Origin of the sequence: Kocuria sp. CPCC 204721, assembly GCF_040980945.1 — a bacterium.
GTDB classification, from domain to species: Bacteria; Actinomycetota; Actinomycetes; order Actinomycetales; family Micrococcaceae; genus Kocuria; species Kocuria marina.
This window is the reverse complement of sequence record NZ_JAVKPO010000004.1, coordinates 233,622-257,954: the sequence shown is the minus strand read 5'-3', so window position 1 is coordinate 257,954 and position 24,333 is coordinate 233,622. Positions and strand designations below refer to the sequence as shown.

Sequence of the window (24,333 nt, the reverse complement as noted above, 5' to 3'; positions counted from 1 at the left end):
ACGACCTCACCAACCCCGCCGCCGGCACCAGCGGTAACACCGGAGGCGACGCCTAACCCACCAACCCACCAACCCACCACCACGACGCCCCCACACCACCCACCCACCCACACACGGACGGGACAGTGCGGGGGCGCCGTCGTACCATGCAAACGCGTTAAACCTCGAAGACCGAACCCACGGCGGGCTCGCCCTGACCCGTATTCGCGGACGCGCGCACCCCGCCTGCAACTCGACGCGGGGCACCCGCCCCGGCGTGCGGCGTCGTCGTCCGGGGACATCCCCCCGGACGGGCGAACGGCATGGACTACCCTCGACTCATGCCCTCCGACACCTCCGGCTCCGCCGCCCGCAAAGCACGCTCCACGCGCCGGGTGACCTGGCCGCTCCGCAGTCGGCAACAGGGCACACCGCACCCCAAGACGCTGGACAACCTCACGGCCAATCTAGGGCAGGTCTCGACCGTGGCAGTGCAGCGGTTGAGCACGTCCCTGCCGTGGTTCTCCCAGCTGCGCGCGGACGAACGCTCGGAACTCGGGCTGCTCGCCCAGCGCGGTATCGCGTCCTTCGTGCGGTGGTACGAGAACCCGCAGGAACCCGTGTGGGTGCTGACGGAGATCTTCAAGCAGGCCCCCACGGAACTGACCCGCTCCATCACGCTGCAGAACGCACTGCAGGTGCTGCGCATCGTCGTGGACGTGGTCGAGGAGAAGGTCCCCGAGCTCGCCCAGCACAACGACGAGGTGGCGCTGCGCGAGGCCGTGCTGCGCTTCTCGCGCGAGGTCGCCTTCGCCGCCGCGGACGTCTATGCCAAGGCCGCCGAGAACCGAGGCTCGTGGGATGCGAGGCTGGAATCGCTCGTGGTGGACGGGATCCTGCGCGGCGACCACTCCGACTCCATGCGCTCCAGGGTCTCCGCGCTCGGCTGGACCGACCAGGGTGACGTCACGGTCATGGTGGGCCCCGCGCCCGCCACCACCGGACCCGCCGGTGTGGAACGCATCCGGCGCGCGGCCGGCCGCCATGCCACGGAATGCCTCGTGGCCATCCAGACCGACCGGCTCGTACTCGTGCTCGGCGGGCTCCGAGACCGCATGCGTTCCCTGACCAAGCTCGCGGCGGTGTTCGGTGAGGGGCCGGTGGTCCACGGGCCCGCGGTGTCCTCCGTGTTCGAGGTCAAGGAATCGGCGGATCGCGCCCAGGCAGGATTGCGCGCCGCCGCGGCCTGGCCCCAGGCACCGCATCCCGTCTACTCCGAGGACCTGTGGCCCGAACGCGCCATCAGCGGGGACCCGCTCGCGCTGCGCTCCATGGTGGAGGCTGTGTGGGAACCGCTCTCGGCGTCCTCCACCGGACTCGTGGACACCCTCACCACCTACCTGTGCGTGGGGCACTCGCTCGAGGCCACCGCGCGCGAGCTGTTCGTCCACGCCAACACCGTGCGCTACCGGTTGCGCCGCGTCAGTGACATCACCGGGTGGGACCCCCTGCTGCCCCGGGACGCGTTCGTGCTGCACTGCGCCGTGCTCGCGGGCCGGCTGAACAGTCAGCCATGACATGGTCTTGTAGACCTCCCACAAAGCTCGTCCCCCAGGTTGGTGACACCGACCAGTCCGTGGCGCGGTCCACTCTTGGTGGAATGAACGGGTGATTGCAGTTGTCTGCCCCGGTCAGGGGTCCCAGAAGCCAGGTTTCCTCACCGAGTGGTTGTCCGTTCCCGGAGTGTCCGACCACCTGAGCGAGCTGTCCGACGCCGCCGGGCTAGATCTCACGCACTACGGCACCCAGGCGGACGAGGAGACCATCAAGGACACCGCGGTGGCCCAGCCCCTCATCGTGGCCGCGGGTCTCGTGGCCGGGCGGCTGCTCGCGCCGAGCTTGGAGGACCGCTCCGACGTCGTCTTCGCGGGGCACTCCGTCGGTGAGATCACCGCCGCCGCGCTGTCCGGCGTGCTGAGCGAGGCGGACGCCATGCAGTTCGTGCGCGTGCGCGCCACGGAAATGGCCCGCGCAGCCGCCGTCTCCCCCACGGGGATGGCCGCGGTGCTGGGCGGTAAGCCAGACGACGTCGCTCAGGCCATCGCCGCCGTCGGCGCCACCGCCGCGAACGCGAACGGCGGTGGCCAGGTGGTCGCCGCCGGGACGATCGAGCAGCTCGACGCCCTCGCGGAGAACCCTCCGGCGCGGGCAAAGGTCATCAAGCTCAAGGTCGCCGGCGCGTTCCATACCGAGCACATGGCGCCCGCGCTGGAGCCGCTGCGTGAGCTCGTGCCGCAGCTGTCCCCGAACGATCCGAAGCACCCCCTGCTGAGCAATTTCGATGGTGCCCGGGTCGACGGCGGTGCAGCGGCCGTGGACTCGCTCGTGGAGCAGGTCTGCCGCCCGGTGCGGTGGGACGCGTGCATGGAGACCCTGGCCGAGCTGCAGGTCGAGCACATCGTGGAACTGCCGCCGGCCGGGACCCTCGTGGGTCTGGCCAAGCGCGGGCTCAAGGGCGTGCCCGCAACCGCCGTCAACACACCGGAGGACCTGGAGACGGTGCGGAGTATTCTGAGCTGACAAGTGTGCGCACGCACCCGGACAACTCGTGAACTGCACCAGGTAAGGAGTCGGCCTCCCGTGGCGACCATCAAACAGAACACCCCCAACGCCCACACACGCATCCTGGGTATCGGCGCCTACCGCCCGTCCGAGATCGTGACCAATGACGACGTCTGTCAGTGGATCGAATCCTCCGACGAGTGGATCGTCAAGCGCACGGGCATCCACACCCGCCACCGCGCCCCGGCGGACGTCACCGTCCTGGAGATGGCCGAGCACTCGGCCCGCGAGGCACTCGAGAGCGCCGGTCTCACGGGTGAGCAGCTGGACACCATCATCGTGTCCACCGTGTCCTTCCCGTACCTCACCCCGTCCCTCGCCGCCCAGCTCGCGGACCGCCTGGGGGCCACACCTGCGGCGGCCTACGACATCTCCGCGGCGTGCGCGGGCTACTGCTACGGCATCGCCCAGGCGGACGCGCTCGTGCGCTCCGGGGATTCCACCAACGTGCTGGTGATCGGCGTGGAAAAGCTCTCCGACGTCATCGACAACACCGAGCGTTCCATCTCCTTCCTGCTCGGCGACGGCGCCGGCGCCGTGGTCATCGGCCCGTCCGACGTCCCGGGGATCGGCCCGTCAGTGTGGGGTTCGGACGGATCCAAGTGGGATGCGATCCGTATGACCCACCCGCTCACCGACATCCGCACGGTCGAGAAGGGTGGCGAGCGGACCTTCGCCAAGGACCTCGCGGACCCGGAGACCGGTGAGATGCGCCCGGACGCCACCATGTGGCCCACCCTGCGCCAGGACGGACCCACGGTCTTCCGGTGGGCCTCGTGGGAGGGAGCCCGCGTGGCCAAGGAAGCCCTCGAGGCCTCCGGGCTCGAGCCCGAGGACCTCGCAGCATTCGTGCCCCATCAGGCGAACATGCGCATCATCGATCAGATGGCCAAGGTGCTCAAGCTGCCCGACTCCGTGATCATCGCCCGGGACATCGCAGAGGCCGGTAACACCTCCGCGGCGTCCATCCCGCTGGCCACCCACCGCTTGCTTGCGGAGCACCCGGAGCTGTCCGGGAAGCCCTCCCTGCAGATCGGTTTCGGGGCGGGTCTCGTGTACGGCGCCCAAGTGGTGCTGCTGCCCTGATCCCACCCGTGGCGTGCCGTAGGGTTAGACCGCACACCTCTTGTCCACGGACCGTTCGAGCACTCGGGCGGTCCGCACGGTAGTTCTCCCGAACCCCGTGCTCACCCAGTAAGGTCGCGCACCGCGACTGTAAGGAAAGGAAGCCGATATGGCGAGCAAAGACGAAATCCTGGCCGGCCTGGCAGAAATCGTGAACGAAGAGACCGGCCTCGAGACCGACGCCGTGCAGCTCGACAAGTCCTTCACCGAGGATCTGGACATCGACTCCATCTCCATGATGACCATCGTGGTCAACGCCGAGGAGAAGTTCGACGTCACCATCCCGGACGAAGAGGTCAAGAACCTGAAGACCGTCGAGGACGCCGTCAACTTCATCGACAACGCCCAGGACTGACCCCGGGTGTCAGGTGGCGTGCCCTCCAGCGTGAGCGGGGCACGCCACCTCACGTCACACCAGGCGGCCGACCGAGCAAGCCCTGGAACATCTGCGACCCCGGACACGAGGAAGTGCACAACATGTCCCGCAAAGTAGTCGTCACCGGCCTGGGTGCCATCACTCCCATCGGTGAGAACGTCCAGGAGACCTGGCAGAACGCCCTCAAGGGTGTCTCCGGTGTCCACGCTCTGGAACAGGAGTGGGTGGAGAAGTACGACCTCCCTGTGCGCATCGGCGCCACCTCCCCCAAGCCGTCTGAGGATGCCGTGTCCCGGGTGCAGGCCAAACGTCTGGACCCCTCCGGTCAGCTGTCCGTGGCAGCGGCTCGTGAGGCGTGGACGGACGCCGGTTTCTCCGGCGCCGACGCCGACTCGAGCGACGAGTTGGACCCCACCCGTGTGGGCGTGGCGTTCGGTACCGGTATCGGCGGTGTGTGGACCCTCCTGGATGCGTGGGACACCCTGCTCGCCAAGGGGCCCCGCCGCGTCAAGCCCATGACCGTGCCCATGCTCATGCCCAACGGCAATGCGTCCTCGGTGAGCATGGAGTTCAAGGCCCGCGCGTGCGCGATCACCCCGGTCTCCGCGTGTGCATCCGGCACCGAGGCGTTCTTCCAGGGTCTGAATCTGATCCGCTCGGGCAAGGCGGACGTGGTGATCGTGGGCGGCGCCGAGAGTGCGATCCACCCCATGACCATTGCCGCGTTCAACTCCATGCAGGCCCTGTCCCGGCGCAACGACGATCCGCAGCGCGCCTCCCGCCCGTTCGACGTGGACCGCGACGGGTTCGTCATGGGTGAGGGAGCCGGTGCCGTGGTGCTCGAGTCCGAAGAGCACGCGAAGGCCCGCGGCGCGCGGATCTACGCCGAACTGGCGGGTGCGGGTCTCAGTGCCGACGCCCACCACATCACCGCTCCCGCCACCGGGGATGAGGGCGGACCCGCCCGCGCGCTGCGTGAGGCCATGGAGTCCGGGGACATCGCCCCCTCGGACATCAAGCACGTCAACGCGCACGCGACCTCCACCCCCGTGGGCGACATCCCCGAGGCCGGCGCACTGCGCTGCGCATTCGGGTCCGCCGTGGACGACATGGCCGTGTCCGCGACCAAGTCCATGATGGGTCACCTGCTCGGTGGTTCCGGAGCCGTGGAGGGTGTGCTCACCGTCCTGGCCCTATCCGAGCGCAAGGCCCCGTGCACCATCAACCTGGAGAACCAGGACCCCCGGATCGATCTGGACGTGGTGACCACCGCCCGGAATCTCCCCGGTGGGGACATGGTCGCGATCTCCAACTCGTTCGGTTTCGGCGGGCACAACTCGGTGGCGGCGTTCCGCTCCCTGTAGCGGGCGCCCACCCCAGCGACGAACCCCGGTGGCCCACCCTGTGGAGGTGGGACACCGGGGTTCGTTCGTGCTCTGCAACGGATTCGGAGCGAGAGTTCTGAGGTCGGAAACGTGTAGGTACGGGTGGCACCCATCGGGGGTCCCCGGGTAGGTCACCCACCACGTCACGCCGCATCGGTAACGCCTCTCCGGGGCGAGCCGTGTCATCCGGCGGGTCTACCGGCGGGTGGCTATCTGGCGGGGGTCATCCGACGCGATGCAGCCACCGCACGGGTGCGCCCTCGGCGGCGTGACGGAACGGTTCCAGCTCCTCGTCCCAGGCCTCCCCCAGTGCCAGGGAGAGCTCCGCGACCACGGCGGAGGGGTCCCCACCGGAGGCCTCGAACGCGAACCGGATCCGGTCCTCGCTCACGCAGATGTTCCCGGCGACGTCCGTGGTCGCGTGGAAGATCCCCAGATCCGGCGTAAAGGACCACCGGGAGCCGTCGTTACCGCGGCTCGCGTTCTCGGTCACCTCGAACCTCACCCGCCCCAGGGTCCGGAGCGCGGAGGCGAGCAGCGCCCCCGTGCCTGCGCGGCCGGACCACTCGAGTTCGGTGCGCACGCAACCGGGCTCGGCGTTCTGCGGTGTCCACTGTAGATCCGTGCGCTGTCGCGAGACGGATTCCAGAGCCCACTGGATGTGGGGGCACAGCGCCTGCGGCGCGGAGTGCACGTACAGCACACCCCGCGTGGTGGGTGAAGACATAGCCTGTTCCTCCGTTGTGTAGGTACGTCTTCCCCAACGTCCTGCTCGGAGGCCCCGGCCTATGTGTTTCGGCGCCCGTATGAAGTTATCCGGTCGGTGTTCGGCGACCGGATGTACACACCCTCGCGGATTCGAGGCCGCGGGGGTGGCTCATTCCGTTTCATTGTCCAGCAGGGCTACTCACCGGTCAACCCGAATCACTGCTCGCGCTGAAATGTCAAGCTCGCGGATGCGCTTGGGAGTAGGCACGTTTGAGCCGTTCCACGGACACATGGGTGTAGATCTGGGTGGTGGCCACGCTCGCGTGCCCCAGCACTTCCTGCACGGTGCGCAGGTCCGCTCCCCCGTCCAGCAAGTGGGTCGCAGCGCTGTGCCGCAGGCTGTGCGGCCCACGGGCGGTGGTCTCCGGAATGGTCTCCAACGCACGGGCCACGACCCTGCGGGCCACCCGGGCGTCGATCCGGGCACCGCGGGCCCCGACGAAGACGGCGTCACCCGCTTCGGGTGCCGCGAGCTCCGCGCGCCGATGTCCCCACAGGGCCAGCGCCTCCCCCGCGCTCTCCCCGTACGGAACCCGGCGTTGTTTGTTCCCCTTGCCCGTGACCGTGAGGACGTGGTTCACGGCGTCCACGTGGGACCCGTCGAGGGACACGAGCTCGCTGATCCGAGCGCCCGTGGCGTAGAGCAGTTCGAGCAGTGCCCAGTCGCGCGCCGCGAGCGCTGCCGCGTGAGCGTCGTCGTGCCCACCGAGGGCGACGTCCCCGAGGTCGTCGAGCATGTCGTTGAGTGCCGTGGCGCCCACGACGTCCGGGAGGTGCTTGGCGGGGCGCGGCCCGCGCAACCCCGCGGCCGGGTCGTGACGCAGCCCCTGGGTGTCCACGGCCCAGCGGAAGAACGTGTGCACGGCCGCGATCCCCCGGGACAGGGAACTGCGGGCGAGTCCTCGGTGGTGGCGCTGGGCGAGCCAGCCGCGCAGGGTGTCCCGGTCCAGCAGGTCCATGGCGTCGATCCCGTGGTCCCGCATCCAGTGCGAGAGGTCCGAGACGTCGTTGACGTAGGAGCGCACGGTGTGGTCGCTGCGGGACCGCTCAAGGCTCAGATACGCCCGGAACTGCGGGAGGTAGGCCTCGAGCGGCCCGGGCGGGGTATCCTTCGCGCCTGCTGCCGGTGTCCCCTGCGCGCCCGACGACGCCGCGTGCTCAGGTTCCCGTTCGACCGTCCGGTCTTTTACTGCGCCCATGCGGCGAGCCTACCCGCCGCCATCCGAGCAGCGAGTCCGCGGCCAGTCCGGCGTCACGGAGCCTTACGAGACCCGTGAGCACCTCCCCCGGGCTCAACCCGGACACCGCGCACAAATGGGACGGGTCCGCGTCGGTGCGCAGGGGCAGCGCGTCGAACAAGCGCAACAACGTGGGATCCAGGCCGTCCTCGGGGCGCTCGTCACGGGTACTCGCCGCCCGGTGTGCATCCTGGGCCACCGCATTGCCCAGGGGCTCCACGAGTTCCAGGAGCTCGGCAGCATTGCTCACGAGCACCGCGTGATCGTCGCGGATGAGGCGATGGCAGCCCGCCGATCCTCCCACGAGCACGTCCCCCGGGACCGCGGCGACCTCCCGCGAGAGCCCCGCTGCGTGGCGTGCGGTGTTGAGCGATCCGGAACGCCACGCCGCCTCCGTGACCACCGTGGCTCGCGTGAGAGCCGCGATGATGCGGTTGCGCTGCAGGAACCGGTAGCGCGCGGGAGCACAGCCCAGGGGGACCTCACTCAGCACCACTGAACGCTGCGTGATGTGATGCAGCAGGTCCGCGTTGCCCGCCGGGTAGAACCGATCCACACCGCACGCCAGAACGGCGATCGTGGCCCCGTCCCCGGTGCCTGCTTCAAGGGCGGCCGTGTGCGCCACGGCGTCGATCCCGTACGCGCCGCCCGAGACCACACACCAGTGGGCAGCGGCCAGTTCATGGGCCATCTGTCGGGTCACCGCGGCCCCGTAACCGCTCGCGTTGCGTGCGCCCACCACGGCCACACTGCGATCCAGCCGGGACAGCGCCTCGCGATGACCCCGGCCCCACAGGACCAGCGGGCGCTGCAGGCCCAGGTCGTCGAGCTGCGCGGGCCACTCCGGATCCTCCGGGATGAGTGTCCACGCACCGATCTGTTCGGCGTGCCGGGCATCCACGCGGGGTTCCGGGACGGGCAGCCGCGAGCGCCAGGCCGCGAACCGTTTGAGGAGATTCGGGACCGACGAGTCCGGCGCCAGCTCCTCGGCGGCCTTGCGATAAACGGAACACAGAGCGGGACTGGGGGCCTGCAATTCCACGATGCTGCGCCACAACAGTTCAGGGCCTAGGGCTGCCAGCAGGATCAAGCCCGCGGTGTCGCCGGGTTCGATGATGCGCGATAAGCGCATGCGGCACGCCCGGACGGCGTGGTATGGATCGCCAGGGGTGCCGACCCCGGCAGTGTCCCCCGCGGTTGCCCCTAGATCCGTCATATTGCCGCGGCGGTCCGACCCGGCTGGGTGGTGCTCTGTCGAGCTTTCGTAGCTTTCAGACCCGGCGGGGTGGTGTTCCGTCATGTCGTCACCGTCGTCTTGAAGTAGAGGGCCAACTGCACGTGCTCGGGGCTGGGAACCGTGGCCCCGACCAGATCCGCCAGGGTCCAGGCAACACGCAACACCTTCACGAATCCACGGGCCGTCAGGGTCTTGTTGTCCATGGCGGCCTTGAGCGGTAGCACGGATCGAGTGCCCGGTGACAGGGTGCGATGCAACAGTGAACCCGGAACCGCGCTGTTCAGTCGGCACCCCCAGCGGCGCAGCCGCTCCTCCTGGGCGGCCCGGGCGGTCGCAACCCGCTCCGCGACGGCTGCGCTGTCCTCGGGGGTCCGGCCGTGGCCCCCGCTGAGCTCGTGATAGGTCACAGCGGGGACCCGCAATTGCAGATCCACACGGTCGAGCAGGGGCCCAGACAGTTTGCCGAAATACCTGCGGCGCTGCACCGCCGTGCATGTGCATGCCTGGTCCGTGCCGCCCGCGTTGCCGCACGCACACGGATTCGCCGCCAGGACCAATTGGAAATGTGCGGGATAGTGGGCCACGGATTGTGCCCGGGCGATCGTGACCGTTCCCGATTCGAGCGGTTGCCGCAGGGCGTCCAGCACCCGGCGGTCGAACTCAGGGGCCTCGTCCAGGAACAATACGCCCCGGTGCGCCAGGGAAATGGCCCCGGGCCGTGGCATCCCGCTGCCTCCGCCACACAGCGCGGGCATGGTGATGCTGTGGTGTGGGGCCTGGAACGGGGGCCGCCGTATGAGGGACGAACACACGTCGTCGCCTCGCAGCGAATGCACGGACGTGACCTCCAGGGAGTCATCGTCCGCGAGGTCCGGCAGGATCCCCGGCAACCGTTCCGCGAGCATCGTCTTGCCCGCTCCCGGTGGACCCACCATCAGGAGATGATGTCCACCGGCGGCGGCGATCTCGAGCGCTTGACGCCCTTCGACCTGCCCCACCACGTCCCGCAGGTCTGGCACGGCCGTTCCCTCCGGCTCCTGCGGGTTCCCGCCCTCCGGCGCGCTTTCGGCCCGTGACGACGTCGCACGGGCCAGCAACGTAGGATCCGCTCCGTGGGCGACGAGCAGCTGCGACAGGTGGGCGGCGGAACTCACGTCCGCGCCGGCCACCAGCTCGGCCTCCGCCCGATTGGCTTCGGCGACGACCACTCGGGGATACCCCGCCCGCACCGCTGCCAACACGGCGGGCAGGACACCGCGCACCGGACGCAGGGAACCGTCCAGACCGAGCTCGGCGTAGAACACCGTGTCCGGCGGCACCCGCACCACACCCTGGGCGCTGAGCACCGCCATCACGACCGCGACGTCGAAGTGCGACCCCCGCTTGGGGAGCGTGGCCGGGGAGAGGTTCACCGTGATCTTGCGCGGTGCGAGGGCGGCCCCGGCATGGCGCGCGGCCGAACGGATCCGCTCCTTGGACTCGTTCACCGCTTGATCGGGCAGGCCGATAATCGTGAACGCCGGCAGTGATTGGCCGATGTCCGCCTCAACCTCCACCAGGTGCCCCGCCAACCCGACCAGCGCCACACTGCGGCTGCGCGCGAACCCGTTCACGAGCCACGTCCGGACCATGGGTTGGCGCTGCACGTCACCGAATCTCGAATCATGGGTCCAGCGTTCCCGCCCGGGCCGCCGGGCCCTAGCACAGCCCAGCAGTGTGCAGCCCAGATGCCGCGGCCCGAATGCGGACATGAACTGGCCAGACGGGCGAGGCACGACCCGAGAGACCCGGTGGAACACGATCACCCGCGGAGGCCCCTCACAGCGCCGGCACGGCGGACCCGTGACCCGGCCGGGCGCAGCAGACTACTTCGCGAGGCGCCCCTGAACAGAACCGTGTACCGGGGCGAATCCCAACGAACGGCCCACTAGAGAGCAGCGGGCGCGGGGTCCTCCAGGGGCACGGGGACGGCAATTGCCGGGTCCGTGTCCTCGACGGGCAGCACGTCAGTGGGAACCGACACCGGCACCACGGAGACGGCGCTGTCGGGTAGCTCCGTGACCGGGGCTCCGGCCCGCAGTTCCAGGTTCATGGGACCGAGCTGTAGGTCCTGCGACTCCGCCGGGGCTGCGGGCTCCAGGGATCCCGGGCCCGGAATCCCCGGATCCGGGTCCACGGGGTCCGGGATCACCGGTGCTGACACCGTGGGCACCGAGACGATGGGATCGGTCACCGCCGGGTGGGGCGAGACGGAGGTGTCGGGCGCGGGTACCGGCGGGATCGGGATCGTGGGCGCCGGGCTCGGAGGCACGGGACCGCCCGGATCGGGATTCACCGGCGGGATCCCTCCCGGATCCGGGAGAACGGGCGCCCCGGGGTCCGGAACCGCGGGTGCACCCGGATCCCCGGGCACCTGAGGGGTGTCCGCGGTGGGCGATGCCGAGGGTTCGGGGACGTCCGGAGCGGGGAGACCGGGAGCAGCCGATTCCGCGGGGGCATCGGGGCTCGCACTCTCCCCGGCGCCGTCCGATCCGTTCCCGCTGCCCGATCGTCCGCCGCCCGCGGGCCCGTCGCCGCTCGGGGTGTCATCGGTGTCCTCGGGCTGGGCACGCACGGGGGTGACTTCCCGGTTACCGATGGAGGGGATCAGCTCGAGGCTCTCGAAGCTCTCCGGAACACGGGAGATGTCCCCCACGAGGATGTTCGTACCGCGCTCGCCCGCGGCGATGTCCCCCGCGGCGGTCCGGTCCGCCTCCTCGATGCGATTCTTGAGGTGCCGGGCCTCGTGCTCGGTCAGTGGCGACCCGTCATGGGCGCGGTACTGGTCCCCGGACGTCCGGGGCCGCCACCGGTCCAGGGCCCGTGAGACGTTCTCCAGTTGGTAGGACCCGCCGTCGGAGGCCTTGAGGATCATGCGACTCACCGACACGGGGGAATCTCCCCGTTCGTTGTCGATTTCCACGGTGGCGTACGTCGCGCGTTTGACGCGGGCATCCTTGCGCAGTTCGTCGAGTTCAGGATCGGGGATCTCCCGCGCGGGGAGCGTGATGCGCACGGACGCCCCGTTGGGGAGGTGCGCCCGGAAGATCCCGGCATGCAGACCCCGGTCACCCGCGGCTGAGGTGGCACACGCGGAGGCGTCGGATCCGGCGGGCGGCTCCTCGCCCGCGCACGAGACGAGCATCAGCGAGGCGGCCGCGGCCAATGCCGTGGCCGACAACACGTAAGGAAGCCACGCCGGACTCTTCATGCGTCCCCCGATCGCCGACCCTTTGTACTCATCCCACAAAATACCGTGGCACGGGGAGGGGGAAATTCATAATGCTCTCGGTGACGACCCGGAGTGTGACTCCCCGGTGGAGGCCGGCGGCGAACGGGCCCCGTGGCACGGATCGCGCGGATGCCTCACAACCAGCCGAGGGAGCCCATGTGTTCCACGCGCGGGGTACCGCCGCGGGGCCAGTGGACCGCCACGACGTCCACGCCGGGGATCGCGACAGCCCTGTGTTCCCTGGCCCAGGCGCGCGCGAGGACGTGCAGTCGCCGCAGCTTCTCCCACCCCACGGCCTCCGCAGGATGTCCGAAGTCCCCGCCCGAGCGCGTCTTGACCTCGAACACGGTCACGGTTCCCTGTCGCTCGGCGACGACGTCCAGCTCACCGCGGGGTGCCCCGGGCCCAACGGCGGGGCGCCAGTTCCGGTCCAGGATCCGCCAGCCCGAACGCTGCAACAGGTCCGCGATCAGTTCCTCCCCCGCCCTCCCCACGCTCACATGGGCCGCGACCTGGGCGTCGGGCGGGGCGGTGTCGGGCGGAGCGGCGCCCGGGCGACCGGAATTGCGTGGCACATGGGCAGATGTGGAAGTCGTCATGGACCCACTGTGATGCGCGACGACACTCCTGGCCATGGCCGGGGCGCGCCTGTGCAGGGCGGATCCGCCCAGGACGCGCTATGGGCCCTCGAGTACCAGGCCCCCACCTCACCTGCGAAGGAAGGCGGGTGAGCAGCGGACTACCGCGCGCCCAGGTTCCAGCTGAGCCGGTGCTGCGGCGTGGTGCCGTGTTCGAGCAGCGCCGCGCGATGCACAGCACTGCCGTAGCCCTTGTTGGACTCCCACGCGTACGCGGGGAACTCGCGGCCGAGCGAGACCATGAGTTCGTCGCGCTCCACTTTCGCCAGGATCGACGCGGCCGCCACGCTGACACAGTGCGCATCGGCCCGGACGAATGTGCGCACGACCGGCGGCAACGCGGTGTCGTCGGCGTCCTGCCCCAGCACCGGGGGTGCGTCCAGCCAGTTGTGGGAACCGTCCAGGATCAAGGCATCGACGCGCGTGCCGTGTGCGGCCACGGTAGCCAGTGCCCGGAGCCCGGCCAAGCGCAGCGCGGCGGTGACACCGAACTGGTCGATCTCGCGCGGTTGCGCGTGCCCCACCGCGGTGCCCACGGCCCATGCCGCGATCGTGCCCGCGAGGGCCGCACGCCGCGCTGGACTCAGGGCCTTGGAGTCACGCACGCCGTGCCACGGCGGCGGGTCAGACGGCGCTCCCCCGGCCATCCGTTCGAGGTCCAGGACCGCGAGGCCCACGCTCGCGGGACCCGCGAGGGCTCCCCGGCCCACCTCGTCCATTCCGGCCACGAAGCGGTGCCCGGCGCGCGCGAGTTCCGTTTCCAGTTCGAGCGTGGGCACGGTGGGCGGCGTCGCGGAGCTCACTGCCCGCCGGCCGCGGGGACGTCCTGGAACACCTCGACGGGGTTGTGCTGGAACTGGAAGCGATCGAGCGGCCACGCGATCACGAACGCGGTGCCCACGACGTCGTCCTCGCTCACGAACCCGGTGCCGGTGGCGATGTGGTAGCGCGAATCGGCGGAGGCGTTGCGGTGGTCACCCAGCACGAACAGCTTGCCGTCGGGCACGGTGACGTCGAACGGGATGTCGGACGGCGCTGCCCCGGGGTACAAGTAGGGCTCATCGAGCGCCTCGCCGTTGACCGTGACCCGCCCGGACGCGTCGCAGCACGTCACGTGGTCCCCGCCCACGCCGATCACGCGCTTGACTAGGGCCTGCTGGCTGTTGTCGGGGAGCAGGCCCACGAACTCGAGCGCGCCGCGCACGGGGTTGGCCGCGGTCCGGGGCGCCTCGGGCAGCCAACCCTGGGTGTCCTCGAAGACCACGATGTCGCCGCGGTCGATGTTGCCCGTGCGGCCGTCCAGTACGTTGACGAAGATCCGGTCGTTGAGTTCCAGGGTCTGTTCCATGGACCCGGAGGGGATGAAGAAGCCGCGGATCAGGAAGGTCTTGACCAGGAACGCGATGAGGAGCGCGAGGGCCACCACGATCAGGATCTCCTTGACCGCGCCCCACCCGGTCGTGGGCTCCTTGGCCTCCCGGCGGCCGCGGCGCCGTGCGCCGGATTCGCTCGCCCGCGCGTCCCGGGGTGCCGCCGCGCCGCCGGGGTCGCGCTGCGGTGCGGGCTCACCCGGTCCGGGAACGCCCTCGACACCTGATCCATGCTGCTCAGCCACTACGCATTCCTCTTCTCGGGTCCCACGGACACGGTTGCGTGTTCGCGCGCGGGAGTTTGCCTGGCGACGTCGCTCGCGCCTGGGATGCCGTCCGCGCGGGGGTGCGCGGGGCGGGGCGGAGCACCGAGACCGTCACTCCCGCAGTGTACGGGCACGCTCCGGGGGCCACACGACACGCTCGGCGGTGCCCACGATGCGTTCGGTGCGGATCAGGCCGCCGCCCGGCGAGCCCAGCAGCGATCGGGAGTCCACGGACACGCTGCGGTGGTCACCCATGAGCCACACCCGTCCTTCGGGCACGTGCACCGTGAACGGGATCCGGGACGGCTCGTCCCCGCGGAAGACGTAGTCCTCGTGTTGTGGCCGGCCGTTGACGGTGACCAGTCCGTCCGCGGTGCAGCAGGACACTGTGTCCCCTGCGACCCCGATGACCCGCTTGACGTACGCGGTGTCTGAACCGGTGACGCCCAGCCAGCGGCCCAGGGTGTGGGCGACCTGCTGGTGCCACGGGTCCGTTGAGTGCAGCGGGTCCAGGGAACCGCGGCCATCGAAGACCACCAGCTCGCCCCGAGCGACGTCGTTCCCCGAGACGAGTTTGTCCACCAGCACCCGGTCCCCGCCCTGGAGCGTGGGCTCCATGGAATCGGAACCGACCCAGTAGACGTCCGCCACGAAACCGCGCACGACCGAGGCCAGGACGAAGGCCGTGAGCAGGGCGATGGCCACGACCCACAACCACCACCGGCGCGTGGAAACGGGCCGTTTCACGGCGGAGGACCCGGCAGATGCCGGGCCCTCCGCGTGTTCCGTGTGCTGCGGCACCCGGTGTGTCTTACTTGCTCGATGCGCTCGAGTCGCGCTTCTCGCGGATGCGAGCAGCCTTACCGTGACGATCGCGCATGTAGTACAACTTGGCACGGCGCACGTCGCCGCGGCTCACGAGCTCGATTTTCTCGATGATCGGGGAGTGCACCGGGAAGGTACGCTCCACGCCCACACCGAAGCTGACCTTGCGCACGGTGAAGGTTTCGCGCACGCCGGAGCCCTGACGGCCCACGACGAAGCCCTTGAACACCTGAACACGGGAGCGGTTGCCTTCCACGATGTTCACGTGCACGTTGAGGGTGTCACCGGCACGGAAGTCCGGGACGTCGTTGCGCAGCGACTTGGCATCAAGCTGGTCAAGAATGTTCATGACATAACTCCTCGTGATCGCCGCAGGTCTCCCACGTGTGGTCCGCGTGTCACCCCGCGCGGGGTGGCATCGCTCCAGGATCCGGGACGAAACTTGGGATGGTCGTGCCGGGTGGTGCGTCGTTGGTCGCTCTCCCCCCTGCGGCAGGGGCGTGCCCGACGCACACACAGCGCTCTATTATGCCATATCCGGCGTGCCTTCCGCGGCCGCGTGCCCGCCGTCACGGCGCCACGATCCACCCGTCACGTGGAAGCCGGTCTCGGCGAGCACCGCGAGGTCCGCCCTGTCCAGCTGTGCGGGGTCCAGGGCCAGGATCATGTCCGGGCGGCGCTGCGCGGTGCGTGAGAGTTGCTGGTCCCGCCGCCACCGTTCGATCCGCCCGTGGTGACCGGACAGCAGGATCTCGGGCACGGCCCGCTCCCGCCACACCGCGGGTTTCGTGTACACGGGGTACTCGAGCAGCCCGCCCGTGTGGGACTCCTCGGCCAGTGATTCCGGATTGCCGATCACGCCGGGGATCAACCGCGTCACGGCCTCGACCATGGCGAGCACGGCGACCTCTCCCCCGTTGAGCACGTAGTCGCCCAGACTCAGGGGGCGCACCCGCACCTCGGTCCGAGCGTTGTCGATGAAGCGCTCGTCGATCCCCTCGTAGCGCCCGCACGCGAAGATCAGGTGTTCCTCCGCTGCCAGTTCGTACGCGATCCGCTGCGTGAACACCTCCCCCGCCGGGGACGGGACCACGAGCACGGGTGCCGCGGAGTGTTTCCCGACGGTCAAGGACGACGTTGCGGCACCCGGCTCTGTGGTCTGCGCAGGGTTCGTCACGACAGCCGGTACCGCGGTCTCCGGGGCCTCCGGTGCGGTCCGAGCGGACGACGACGCCGCGGCGTCGCCCCCTGCGCGCACCACCGACTCGAGGGCGAGCGTCCATGGCTCGGGCTTCATGACCATGCCCGCGCCCCCGCCGTAGGGGGTGTCGTCCACGGTGCGGTGCCGGTCGGTGGTGAAGTCGCGGGGATCGGTGACCGCGAGGTGGAGGACCCCGTCCGTGACGGCCTTACCGATCAGTGACAGGTTGAGGGGCTGCAGGTACTCGGGGAAGATGCTCAGCACGTCGATACGCACGGTTCACTCCGCTTCCGCGAGCTCGAGCAGGCCCGGGGGCGGGCTCACCAGCACGACGCCCGCGTCCAGGTCCACCTCGGGGACGATTTCTTCCACGAACGGGATGAGCACGGGCCGCCCGCCGCCGTCCGGGGTGATCTCCAACAGGTCCTGGGCGACACCCTGGATCAGCGCCTTGACCGTCCCGATCCGGGCGTCGTCCCGTGTGATGTCCACCGCCGTGAGACCCAGCAGGTCGTCCTGGTGCCACTCGTCGTCGTCGAGCTCGAGGTCCGCGGCCTCCGCAAACAGTTCGAGACCCCGCGCGGCCTCCGCCGCGGTGCGGTCCTCGATCTCCTCGAAACGCGCCACCAGCACGTTCTTGTTCCACCGGGAACCGCTCACGGTCACGTGTTTGAGCTGCGGGGAGCCGGCCCCGGCCGGTGCATTGCCCTCGCCCCTGCCCCGTTCACGGGCGGGCTGCACCTCGAGCACGGAGCCCGGGGCGAACCGCGCCCGCGGGTCGTCCGTGAACAACTCCACCGTGACTTCTCCCCGCACCCCGTGCGGTTTACCGATCCGGGCTACCCGAACGCTCATGGCATCTCCTCGTGGCGACTCGTGCTGTGTGGGGCCCACACGCTACCGCGCGGGCAACGACCACGGCCCCCGCTCCTCGGTGCGAGGAACGGGGGCCGTGATACGTGTGTCTCGTGTGTTCGCGTCAGCGACGCCGGTCGGTGTCGACCACGTCCACGCGAACGTTCTCGCCGGAAGCCAGTGCCGAGACCACGGTGCGCAGGGCCTTGGCCGTGCGTCCCGATCGCCCGATCACGCGACCCAGATCGTCCGGGTGCACTCGCACCTCGAGCGTCTGACCGCGCCGGCCGTCGCGGGAGCGCACCGACACGTCGTCGGGGCTGTCCACGATGCCACGGACCAGGTGCTCGAGCGCTTCGGCGAGCATGCTCACTCTGCCTTCTCGGCGTCGTCCTCCGTGGCCGCGGTCTCCTCGGCGGGAGCTTCCTCGGCCTTGTCGGCCTTGGCGGTGATGGCCTCGGGGATGATCACGGAACCGTTGTCCGGGGCCACGAACTCGGCCTTGGCCTCGGGCTGCTTGAGGGTGCCCTCGGCGCCCGGCTCACCCTTGAACTTCTGCCAGTCACCGGTGATCTTCATGAGGGACAGCACGGCCTCGGAGGGCTGCGCACCCACACCGAGCCAGTACTGCACGCGATCCGACACCAGGTTGATGTACGAGGGGTGCTCGGTGGGCTGGTACACACCGACCTCTTCGATCACGCGACCGTCGCGCTTCTTGCGGGAATCCACGACGACCACGCGGTAACGAGGGTCACGCATCTTGCCCATACGCTTGAGACGAATCTTGACTGCCACTTGTGTGGTTACTCCTGTTTCGAATGGAATCGGACATCGCACACACCTGCCCGTGGGGCGGGCCGTGAGTGGATTTCCTGTGGACGCGACAGCACGCGCGGTGAGAGGGTCCGCACGGGTCGAGTACCCGACCATTGTGCCATACGTGTCAAACCGAGGGCGGTCGGGGCGAACGCGTCAGCGGTTCTTGCGTGCGCGCACCGAGGCCCACAGGGCGGCTTGGAGGGCGGCGTCCGTGAACAGCGCCGCCGACGCCGAACCGAGCACGGCGGCACGGCGTCCCCCGCGGGCTGCGAGACCCGCGAGCCCTGCGCCGAGGGCGATCTCCGCTCCCCCGATCGCGAGCAGCAGTCCCGGCCTGCGCACGTAGGCCCGCTGGATCCGGGACAGCACGTCCCCGCCGCTGGGCTCCACGCTCGCGGCGGCCAGCATGGACAGACCCAGGGGCCGGGGCTCGAAGTCCGAGACACCGTCGACCTCGTGCAGCTCGCGCTGGGACTCCACGAGCTTCGCGGCCACGGTGGGTAGGCCGAGCAGCTGCAGGACGGATTCCAGTAGCAGCCCCGAGCTGGGCGTACGCGCGTAGTTCTCGAGCCGGGCCGTGGCGGCGGCGTCCAGCTCGGTCAGGGACGCGATGAACTCCACCGTGGTCAGCATGCGGGCCTCGGCGGGCGACGACGCGGCGTCGTCCGCGCCCGCGGCGCTGGCGGTATCGGGGGCACCGCTGAAATCCAGAGCGCCGTTCGTGTCCTGCGCGTCACGCGCGGGCTGGGCCGTGGGCACCGGGCTCGCCTGCCCCCGGAGCGCTTCGAGGGCGAGGTCGGTCGCGGACTCCGCGGGTTCCCAGCGCAGCGTGGAATCGTCCGCGATCCGCGCGAACTGGGCACTCCACGACTCACGAGCGTTCAACGAGTTCACGGGTGGGTAGATCCGCAGGCTGCGGCTCTCCCCGTCCGAGGAGATCAGGACCGCCATCGCGCCAGGGTCCGCGGCCGCAGCGAGGGCCCCGGGGTCCAACTCGTCCGGGACCAGCACGACTGACCAGCCGTTGCGCGCGAGCGCCGTGAACCTGGTCCCCAGAGCGGTGGCGATGAACGACAACTGCGGGGCGTCCGCGTGCACGATCAGCGCGGTGCGCGGCGCGGCACTCATGCGCGCCGGCCGCCGTCCATGACGCGTTCGACCACGGTCCCGGAGCGCAAGGCCTCCAGAGCCGCGCGGATGTGCTGCGCCAGGCCGGAGCTCAGCACGGTCTCGAGCTCCTCGGGGGCCACCCACCGGTACGAGAGCAGTTCCTCCTCCTGCACCGTGATGGGGGTGTCGGAGGGGATTTGCCCGCCGTCGTAGAGGAAGGACACGGAGTCCCCCCACATGCCCATGCCCACGCCGTGGCTCACCGCGAGCAGCCGCCCGCCCTCGAGATGCAGGCCGACCTCCTCCACCACTTCGCGGAAGCACCCGGTGCGGGGATCCTCCCCCGCCTCCACGGTGCCGCCGGGCAGGGTCCAGTCGTCCTTGTAATTGGGTTCGACCGTGAGCACGCGACCGTTCTCGTCCCGGATGATCGCGGCGGACGCGAGCCGCCGGGTGGGCAGCGACGCGATGAAGCTGCGCAGTTCGTCGTCGGGGAGGTATGAACCCATGACCGCCTACTTTCCGAGGAATTTCTCGAAGCCCTTGGGCAGGTTCAGCGACTCGGCGTCCAGGTCCTTGCCCTGGGCACCGAACGCGCTGCCCGGCGCCGCCGGCTTCTGACCGGAGGCGAGGGCCGCGTTCTCCTGCGCGCGCTTGGCGGGGTTGCCGGAGCGCGAGCTCTTCTTCTTGGACTTGCCCTTCTTGGCAGCACCCCCGCCGGCGCCGCCCATCCCGGGGATGCCGCCGGGCATCCCGGGCACGCCCTTGCCCTGGGCCAGGCGCTTCATCATCTTCTGCGCCTGGGCGAAGCGCTCCATGAGCTGGTTGACCTCGGAGACCGAGACGCCGGAACCCTTCGCGATGCGCGCACGGCGCGAGCCGTTGATGATCTTGGGGGCCACGCGTTCGTGCGGGGTCATGGAGCGCACGATGGCCTCCACGCGGTCGATCTCCCGCTCGTCGAAGTTCTCGAGCTGCTCGCGCATCCCGGCGGCGCCGGGCATCATGGCGAGCATCTTCTTCATGGACCCCATCTTGCGCAGCTGCTGCATCTGCGCGAGGAAGTCCTCGAAGGTGAAGTCCTCCTGATCGGTGAACTTCTTGGCCATCCGCTCGGCCTCGGTCTTGTCCCACTGTCGCTCGGCCTGCTCGATGAGCGTGAGGACGTCACCCATGTCCAGGATGCGCGAGGCCATCCGGTCCGGGTGGAACTGCTCGAAGTCCCGCACACCCTCGCCCGTGGACGCGAACATGATGGGCTTGCCGGTCACCGCACGGACGGACAGGGCCGCGCCGCCGCGGGCGTCGCCGTCAAGCTTGGAGAGCACCACGCCGGTGAAATCCACGCCCTCGTCGAACGCCTTGGCGGTGTTCACGGCGTCCTGGCCGATCATTGCGTCGATGACGAACAGGACCTCGTCCGGGTCCACGGCGTCGCGGATGTCGCGCGCCTGGTTCATCAGCGCCTGGTCGATGCCCAGGCGTCCGGCGGTGTCGACGATCACGACGTCGTAGAGCTTGGAGCGGGCGAAGTCGACGCCGTCGCGGGCCACCTTCACGGGATCCCCCGTGGGGTCGTCGAACTCCGAGGTGGCGCCGGGCTCGGGGGCGAACACGGGTACCCCGGCGCGCTGACCCACGACCTGCAGCTGGGTGACGGCATTGGGGCGCTGGAGGTCGGAGGCCACGAGCACGGGCTTGTGGCCCTGGTCCGTGAGCCACTTGCCAAGCTTGCCGGCCAGGGTGGTTTTGCCCGCACCCTGCAGGCCCGCGAGCATGATCACCGTGGGCCCGGTCTTGGCGAGGTTGATCCGCCGGGTCTCGCCGCCGAGGACGTTCTGCAGCTCCTCGTTGACGATCTTCACGACCTGCTGGCCGGGGTTCAGCGCCTCCGAGACCTCCGCGCCGAGCGCGCGCTCCTTGACGATCGCCGTGAACTCCCGGACCACGGGCACGGCCACGTCCGCCTCGAGCAGGGCCCGGCGGATCTCCCGGACGGTGGCATCGACATCGGCCTCCGAGAGCCGGCCCTTGCCGCGCAGGTTCTTGAAGGTCGCTGTGAGCCGGTCGGACAGTGAATTGAACACGGGGTGGTCGCTGCTTTCGTCTGACAACGGATGAATTCAGTGTCCCAGGTTAGCAAGCGAAGCCCCGCCCGGTCGTCCGGACGGGGCCTGTGCCGACGACGTCGCGCGCGACCTCAGAGCGCGACGTCACCCAGTTCGCCGGTGCTCACGCGCACGGTGTTCTCTACGGGAGTGACCCACACCTTGCCGTCCCCGGGTTCGCCCGTGCGTGCGGAGGTGACGATGACGTCCACGAGGTCCTGGACCTCGCCGTCCTCCACGACCGTCTCGATGCGCACCTTTTCGAGGAGGTCCACCGTGTACTCGGCACCGCGGTAGACCTCACGGTGCCCGCGCTGGCGGCCGTAGCCGTGGACGGTCAGCACGGTCATGCCCTGCACGCCGTATCTCTCCAGGGCGTCTTTGACGTCACTGAACTTCTCGGGTCGCACCACTGCGGTGATCAGCTTCACTGGTTGTCTCCTTTGCTGGCGGCGGGCACGGGGGCTTCGGCGGTCCCGGGCAGGGGCCGCGCGGGGGCTTGCCCGGCGAAGTAGCCGGTGGCCTCGTCCTTCAGCGAGTACGCGGACTCCGCGTGCTGGGTGAGGTCCACGCCGATGACCTCGTCCCGGCGGGTGATCCGCAGCCCCATCGTGGCCTTCAGGACAAGCCCGATGACCAGCGTGAGGACGCTGGTGTAGAGCGTCACGAAGAGGGTCGCGGCGAGCTGGGTGCCCAGCAGGCCCCAGCCACCACCGTAGAACAGCCCGGCCCGGCCCTCGGAGGGGATCGCCAGGAAGCCCAGTGCCACGGTGCCGACGATGCCGGAGACCAGGTGCACGCCGCACACGTCCAGCGAGTCGTCCAGGTGGATCCGGTACTTCAGGCCCACGGCGATCGCGGAGCACGCACCGGCCACGGCGGAGAGCAGGATCGCGCCGAGCGGGGTCACGTTGGCGCACGCCGGGGTGATGGCCACGAGCCCGGCGACGACGCCCGACGCCGCACCCAGCGACGTCGCGTGCCCGTCCCGGATGCGCTCGGTGAGCAGCCAGGCCAGCATGGCCGCAGCCGGAGCCACGAGCGTGTTGGTCCAGATCAGGGCGGCCTGCTCCACGGTGGTTGCGGCGCCGGCGTTGAAGCCGAACCAGCCGAACCACAGGATGGCCGAGCCGAGCATCACGAGCGGCAGGTTGTGCGGGCGCTGGCCCGAGTCGCGGCCGAAGCCGCGGCGGGCGCCGATGAGCAGGATGAGCACCAGCGCCGCGATACCCGCGTTGATGTGCACGGCGAGCCCGCCGGCGAAGTCGATCGGCTCGCCGAAGATCCGGCCCAGGGCGCCGTCCTCGGAGAACAGCCCGTCACCCCACACCATGTACGCGAGGGGGAAGTAGACCAGGGTGACCCACACGAGCGTGAAGACCACCCACGTGCCGAACCGGGTGCGGTCCGCGATCGCGCCGGAGATCAGGGCCACGGTGATGATCGCGAACGTCACAGAGAAGTCTGAGGACAGCAGGTCCTCGGTGCCCATCAGGCCGTGCAGACCGAAGTGCGCGAACGGATCCGCGGTGAGGCCGCCCAGCACCGGGTCCCCGGCGAGCATGGAACCGCCCCACAGCACCCACACGACGCCCACCACGCCGAGCGCGGCGAAGCTCATCATCATCATGTTCAGCACACCCTTGGCGCGGGTCATGCCTCCGTAGAACAGTGCAAGTCCGGGGGTCATGAAGAACACCAACCCCGCGGCCACCACGGTCCACACGTGTCCGGCGGTCAACTCCACCCGGATCACCTCGTCCCTGTCTCGTGTCGGCACAGCCTTTGCGCCTGTTGCACACAGTCAACGGGGCAGGTGTTACCGCGACAGCGCGGGTTCGTGACGCCGGTGTTTCACGTCACGTCCGCGTGTGACGATCGTGTTAACTCCTCAGGTACCGGTGTCGATGCCGGTTCCAGTGCAGTGCCAGGGGCCAGTGCAAGTGCCGGTGCCCCGACGACGACGGCGCCCACTCCCACGAAGGGGGCGGGCGCCGTCGTCGTCGCGAGAGGGAGCTGGCTCAGTCGATGATCGCGTCCACGAACTGCTCGGCGTTGAAGGGTGCGAGGTCGTCCGGGCCCTCGCCGAGACCGATCAGCTTGACGGGCACGCCCAGGCCGCGCTGGATGGCGACCACGATCCCTCCCTTGGCGGTGCCGTCAAGCTTGGTGAGCACGATGCCCGTGATGTCCACGGCCTGCGCGAAGACCTTGGCCTGGGTCATGCCGTTCTGCCCGGTGGTCGCGTCGATCACGAGCAGCACCTCGTCCACCTCGGCGGCCTTCTCGATCACGCGCTTGACCTTGCCGAGCTGGTCCATCAGACCGGCCTTGTTCTGCAACCGGCCAGCGGTGTCCACGAGGACCACGTCCGCCTCTTGGTCGATGCCGGCCTTGACGGCATCGAACGCGACCGAGGCGGGGTCCGCGCCCTCCTGCTCGGAGCGCACCGTGGGCACGCCCACGCGGGCTCCCCAGGTCTCGAGCTGGTCAGCGGCGGCCGCGCGGAACGTGTCCGCCGCGCCGAGCAGGACGTCCTTGTCCTCGGCCACGAGCACGCGCGCGAGCTTGCCGACCGTGGTGGTCTTGCCCACGCCGTTGACACCCACCACCAGGACCACCGCGGGCTTGCCCGGGGCGGACTCGGTGCGCAGGGAACGGTCCAGGGTGGGGTCCACGAGCGCGAGCATTTCTTCACGCAACAGGGACTTCAACTGCGCGGGGTCCTTGGTGCCCTCGACCCGCACGCGCTTCTTGAGGTTCTCCACGAGCTCGAGGGACGCGTCCGTGCCGAGGTCCGCCATGAGCAGCGTGTCCTCGATCTCGTCCCACGTGTCCTGATCGATGCGTTCGCGGGACAGCAAGACCAGCAGACCCTTGCCGAGCAAGGTGTTGGACTTGGCCAGCCGTCCGCGCAACCGGGCCAGGCGCCCGCGGGCGGACTCCGGGCGTTCGAGGGTGCTGACCGGTCTGTCCTCGACGAGGGTGTCGCCCTCGGTCTCCGGGACGTCGTCCAGGTCCCGGGTGTCCGTGTAACCTCCCCGCGGTGCCTTGGGTCGGCGCAGCAGCAGGATGCCGAACACCACGAGCAGCACCACCACCACCGCGGCGACAATGAGTATCCACATCAGGTCAGT

The 24,333-nt window shown here is 69.7% G+C and carries 25 protein-coding genes; 5 read left to right on the top strand and 20 right to left on the bottom strand.

The features are described 5' to 3' along the window. Positions 1 to 320 precede the first annotated feature (320 nt). From RF637_RS06395 to RF637_RS06375, 5 genes are all read left to right on the top strand, one after another. Positions 321 to 1,556, top strand: a complete 1,236-nt coding sequence (locus RF637_RS06395; protein WP_064846116.1) for a CdaR family transcriptional regulator — start codon at positions 321 to 323, stop codon at positions 1,554 to 1,556. A gap of 91 nt (positions 1,557 to 1,647) precedes the next feature. Further along, entirely contained in the window at positions 1,648 to 2,559 is a 912-nt protein-coding gene (locus tag RF637_RS06390) for an ACP S-malonyltransferase (RefSeq protein ID WP_144930805.1), read from the top strand. 60 nt (positions 2,560 to 2,619) lie between these two features. Next, a complete protein-coding gene (locus tag RF637_RS06385) occupies positions 2,620 to 3,687 on the top strand; it encodes a beta-ketoacyl-ACP synthase III (RefSeq protein WP_064846118.1) in 1,068 nt (355 codons plus the stop codon). Between the two features lie 148 nt (positions 3,688 to 3,835). Further along, the gene (locus RF637_RS06380) at positions 3,836 to 4,081 is read left to right on the top strand and encodes an acyl carrier protein (RefSeq protein ID WP_035964527.1); all 246 of its coding nucleotides are present in this window, start codon (positions 3,836 to 3,838) and stop codon (positions 4,079 to 4,081) included. A 122-nt stretch (positions 4,082 to 4,203) separates the two neighbouring features. After that, positions 4,204 to 5,466: a beta-ketoacyl synthase gene (locus RF637_RS06375; protein ID WP_064846119.1), complete on the top strand. Its 1,263-nt coding sequence runs from the start codon at positions 4,204 to 4,206 to the stop codon at positions 5,464 to 5,466. A 244-nt stretch (positions 5,467 to 5,710) separates the two neighbouring features. Here RF637_RS06375 and RF637_RS06370 read toward each other — a convergent pair whose 3' ends face one another. The 20 genes from RF637_RS06370 to ftsY form a co-directional block, all read right to left on the bottom strand. After that, complete coding sequence (locus tag RF637_RS06370; RefSeq protein WP_085106278.1) at positions 5,711 to 6,214, bottom strand: DUF3145 domain-containing protein; 504 nt, start codon at positions 6,212 to 6,214, stop codon at positions 5,711 to 5,713. 217 nt (positions 6,215 to 6,431) lie between these two features. After that, positions 6,432 to 7,454 carry a tyrosine recombinase XerC gene (locus RF637_RS06365; protein WP_085106279.1) on the bottom strand — a complete coding sequence of 341 codons (1,023 nt, stop codon included), beginning with the start codon at positions 7,452 to 7,454 and terminating at the stop codon, positions 6,432 to 6,434. Continuing rightward, entirely contained in the window at positions 7,414 to 8,625 is a 1,212-nt protein-coding gene (gene dprA, locus RF637_RS06360) for a DNA-processing protein DprA (RefSeq protein WP_240919114.1), read from the bottom strand. The genes RF637_RS06365 and dprA overlap by 41 nt, the downstream gene beginning before the upstream one ends. Positions 8,626 to 8,789: 164 nt before the next feature. Then, entirely contained in the window at positions 8,790 to 10,361 is a 1,572-nt protein-coding gene (locus tag RF637_RS06355) for a YifB family Mg chelatase-like AAA ATPase (RefSeq protein ID WP_167319142.1), read from the bottom strand. A 296-nt stretch (positions 10,362 to 10,657) separates the two neighbouring features. After that, on the bottom strand, positions 10,658 to 11,980 hold the full coding sequence (locus RF637_RS06350; protein WP_368844414.1) for a hypothetical protein: 1,323 nt from the start codon (positions 11,978 to 11,980) through the stop codon (positions 10,658 to 10,660). A 155-nt stretch (positions 11,981 to 12,135) separates the two neighbouring features. Beyond that, positions 12,136 to 12,600: a YraN family protein gene (locus tag RF637_RS06345; RefSeq protein ID WP_131332729.1), complete on the bottom strand. Its 465-nt coding sequence runs from the start codon at positions 12,598 to 12,600 to the stop codon at positions 12,136 to 12,138. Between the two features lie 140 nt (positions 12,601 to 12,740). Beyond that, complete coding sequence (locus tag RF637_RS06340) at positions 12,741 to 13,418, bottom strand: ribonuclease HII (RefSeq protein WP_368844413.1); 678 nt, start codon at positions 13,416 to 13,418, stop codon at positions 12,741 to 12,743. Positions 13,419 to 13,438: 20 nt separating this feature from the next. Further along, entirely contained in the window at positions 13,439 to 14,254 is an 816-nt protein-coding gene (gene lepB, locus RF637_RS06335) for a signal peptidase I (RefSeq protein WP_167318394.1), read from the bottom strand. A 132-nt stretch (positions 14,255 to 14,386) separates the two neighbouring features. Next, a complete protein-coding gene (lepB, locus tag RF637_RS06330) occupies positions 14,387 to 15,076 on the bottom strand; it encodes a signal peptidase I (RefSeq protein WP_144998190.1) in 690 nt (229 codons plus the stop codon). A gap of 10 nt (positions 15,077 to 15,086) precedes the next feature. Next, the gene (rplS, locus tag RF637_RS06325; RefSeq protein ID WP_064846126.1) at positions 15,087 to 15,449 is read right to left on the bottom strand and encodes a 50S ribosomal protein L19; all 363 of its coding nucleotides are present in this window, start codon (positions 15,447 to 15,449) and stop codon (positions 15,087 to 15,089) included. Between the two features lie 177 nt (positions 15,450 to 15,626). Continuing rightward, entirely contained in the window at positions 15,627 to 16,577 is a 951-nt protein-coding gene (gene trmD / locus RF637_RS06320; RefSeq protein ID WP_144930795.1) for a tRNA (guanosine(37)-N1)-methyltransferase TrmD, read from the bottom strand. 3 nt (positions 16,578 to 16,580) lie between these two features. Continuing rightward, on the bottom strand, positions 16,581 to 17,156 hold the full coding sequence (gene rimM / locus RF637_RS06315) for a ribosome maturation factor RimM (protein WP_368844412.1): 576 nt from the start codon (positions 17,154 to 17,156) through the stop codon (positions 16,581 to 16,583). Positions 17,157 to 17,280: 124 nt separating this feature from the next. Beyond that, entirely contained in the window at positions 17,281 to 17,523 is a 243-nt protein-coding gene (locus tag RF637_RS06310) for an RNA-binding protein (protein WP_035964545.1), read from the bottom strand. Positions 17,524 to 17,525: 2 nt separating this feature from the next. After that, positions 17,526 to 17,954: a 30S ribosomal protein S16 gene (gene rpsP, locus RF637_RS06305; RefSeq protein ID WP_064846130.1), complete on the bottom strand. Its 429-nt coding sequence runs from the start codon at positions 17,952 to 17,954 to the stop codon at positions 17,526 to 17,528. A gap of 177 nt (positions 17,955 to 18,131) precedes the next feature. Beyond that, a complete protein-coding gene (locus RF637_RS06300) occupies positions 18,132 to 19,106 on the bottom strand; it encodes a hypothetical protein (RefSeq protein ID WP_368844411.1) in 975 nt (324 codons plus the stop codon). Then, the gene (locus RF637_RS06295; RefSeq protein WP_368844410.1) at positions 19,103 to 19,597 is read right to left on the bottom strand and encodes an NUDIX domain-containing protein; all 495 of its coding nucleotides are present in this window, start codon (positions 19,595 to 19,597) and stop codon (positions 19,103 to 19,105) included. The genes RF637_RS06300 and RF637_RS06295 overlap by 4 nt, the downstream gene beginning before the upstream one ends. Before the next feature lie 6 nt (positions 19,598 to 19,603). Beyond that, positions 19,604 to 21,175: a signal recognition particle protein gene (gene ffh / locus RF637_RS06290; protein ID WP_064846133.1), complete on the bottom strand. Its 1,572-nt coding sequence runs from the start codon at positions 21,173 to 21,175 to the stop codon at positions 19,604 to 19,606. A 113-nt stretch (positions 21,176 to 21,288) separates the two neighbouring features. Beyond that, a complete protein-coding gene (locus RF637_RS06285; protein WP_064846134.1) occupies positions 21,289 to 21,627 on the bottom strand; it encodes a P-II family nitrogen regulator in 339 nt (112 codons plus the stop codon). Then, on the bottom strand, positions 21,624 to 22,943 hold the full coding sequence (locus tag RF637_RS06280) for an ammonium transporter (protein WP_231885533.1): 1,320 nt from the start codon (positions 22,941 to 22,943) through the stop codon (positions 21,624 to 21,626). Before RF637_RS06280 ends, RF637_RS06285 begins: the two co-directional genes overlap by 4 nt. A gap of 274 nt (positions 22,944 to 23,217) precedes the next feature. After that, positions 23,218 to 24,324 carry a signal recognition particle-docking protein FtsY gene (gene ftsY / locus RF637_RS06275; protein ID WP_368844409.1) on the bottom strand — a complete coding sequence of 369 codons (1,107 nt, stop codon included), beginning with the start codon at positions 24,322 to 24,324 and terminating at the stop codon, positions 23,218 to 23,220. Between the last annotated feature and the right edge of the window lie 9 nt (positions 24,325 to 24,333).

Coding starts and splice junctions, on each gene's coding strand:
- RF637_RS06350 (WP_368844414.1), bottom strand. CDS start 11,980: ATGAAGAGTCCGGCGTGGCTTCCTTACGTGTTGTCGGCCACGGCATTG.
- RF637_RS06375 (WP_064846119.1), top strand. CDS start 4,204: ATGTCCCGCAAAGTAGTCGTCACCGGCCTGGGTGCCATCACTCCCATC.
- ftsY (WP_368844409.1), bottom strand. CDS start 24,324: ATGTGGATACTCATTGTCGCCGCGGTGGTGGTGGTGCTGCTCGTGGTG.
- RF637_RS06295 (WP_368844410.1), bottom strand. CDS start 19,597: ATGGGTTCATACCTCCCCGACGACGAACTGCGCAGCTTCATCGCGTCG.
- RF637_RS06310 (WP_035964545.1), bottom strand. CDS start 17,523: ATGCTCGCCGAAGCGCTCGAGCACCTGGTCCGTGGCATCGTGGACAGC.
- rplS (WP_064846126.1), bottom strand. CDS start 15,449: ATGAACATTCTTGACCAGCTTGATGCCAAGTCGCTGCGCAACGACGTC.
- RF637_RS06370 (WP_085106278.1), bottom strand. CDS start 6,214: ATGTCTTCACCCACCACGCGGGGTGTGCTGTACGTGCACTCCGCGCCG.
- RF637_RS06395 (WP_064846116.1), top strand. CDS start 321: ATGCCCTCCGACACCTCCGGCTCCGCCGCCCGCAAAGCACGCTCCACG.
- RF637_RS06300 (WP_368844411.1), bottom strand. CDS start 19,106: ATGAGTGCCGCGCCGCGCACCGCGCTGATCGTGCACGCGGACGCCCCG.
- RF637_RS06355 (WP_167319142.1), bottom strand. CDS start 10,361: ATGGTCCGGACGTGGCTCGTGAACGGGTTCGCGCGCAGCCGCAGTGTG.
- RF637_RS06380 (WP_035964527.1), top strand. CDS start 3,836: ATGGCGAGCAAAGACGAAATCCTGGCCGGCCTGGCAGAAATCGTGAAC.
- RF637_RS06365 (WP_085106279.1), bottom strand. CDS start 7,454: ATGGGCGCAGTAAAAGACCGGACGGTCGAACGGGAACCTGAGCACGCG.
- RF637_RS06345 (WP_131332729.1), bottom strand. CDS start 12,600: ATGACGACTTCCACATCTGCCCATGTGCCACGCAATTCCGGTCGCCCG.
- rimM (WP_368844412.1), bottom strand. CDS start 17,156: ATGAGCGTTCGGGTAGCCCGGATCGGTAAACCGCACGGGGTGCGGGGA.
- dprA (WP_240919114.1), bottom strand. CDS start 8,625: ATGCGCTTATCGCGCATCATCGAACCCGGCGACACCGCGGGCTTGATC.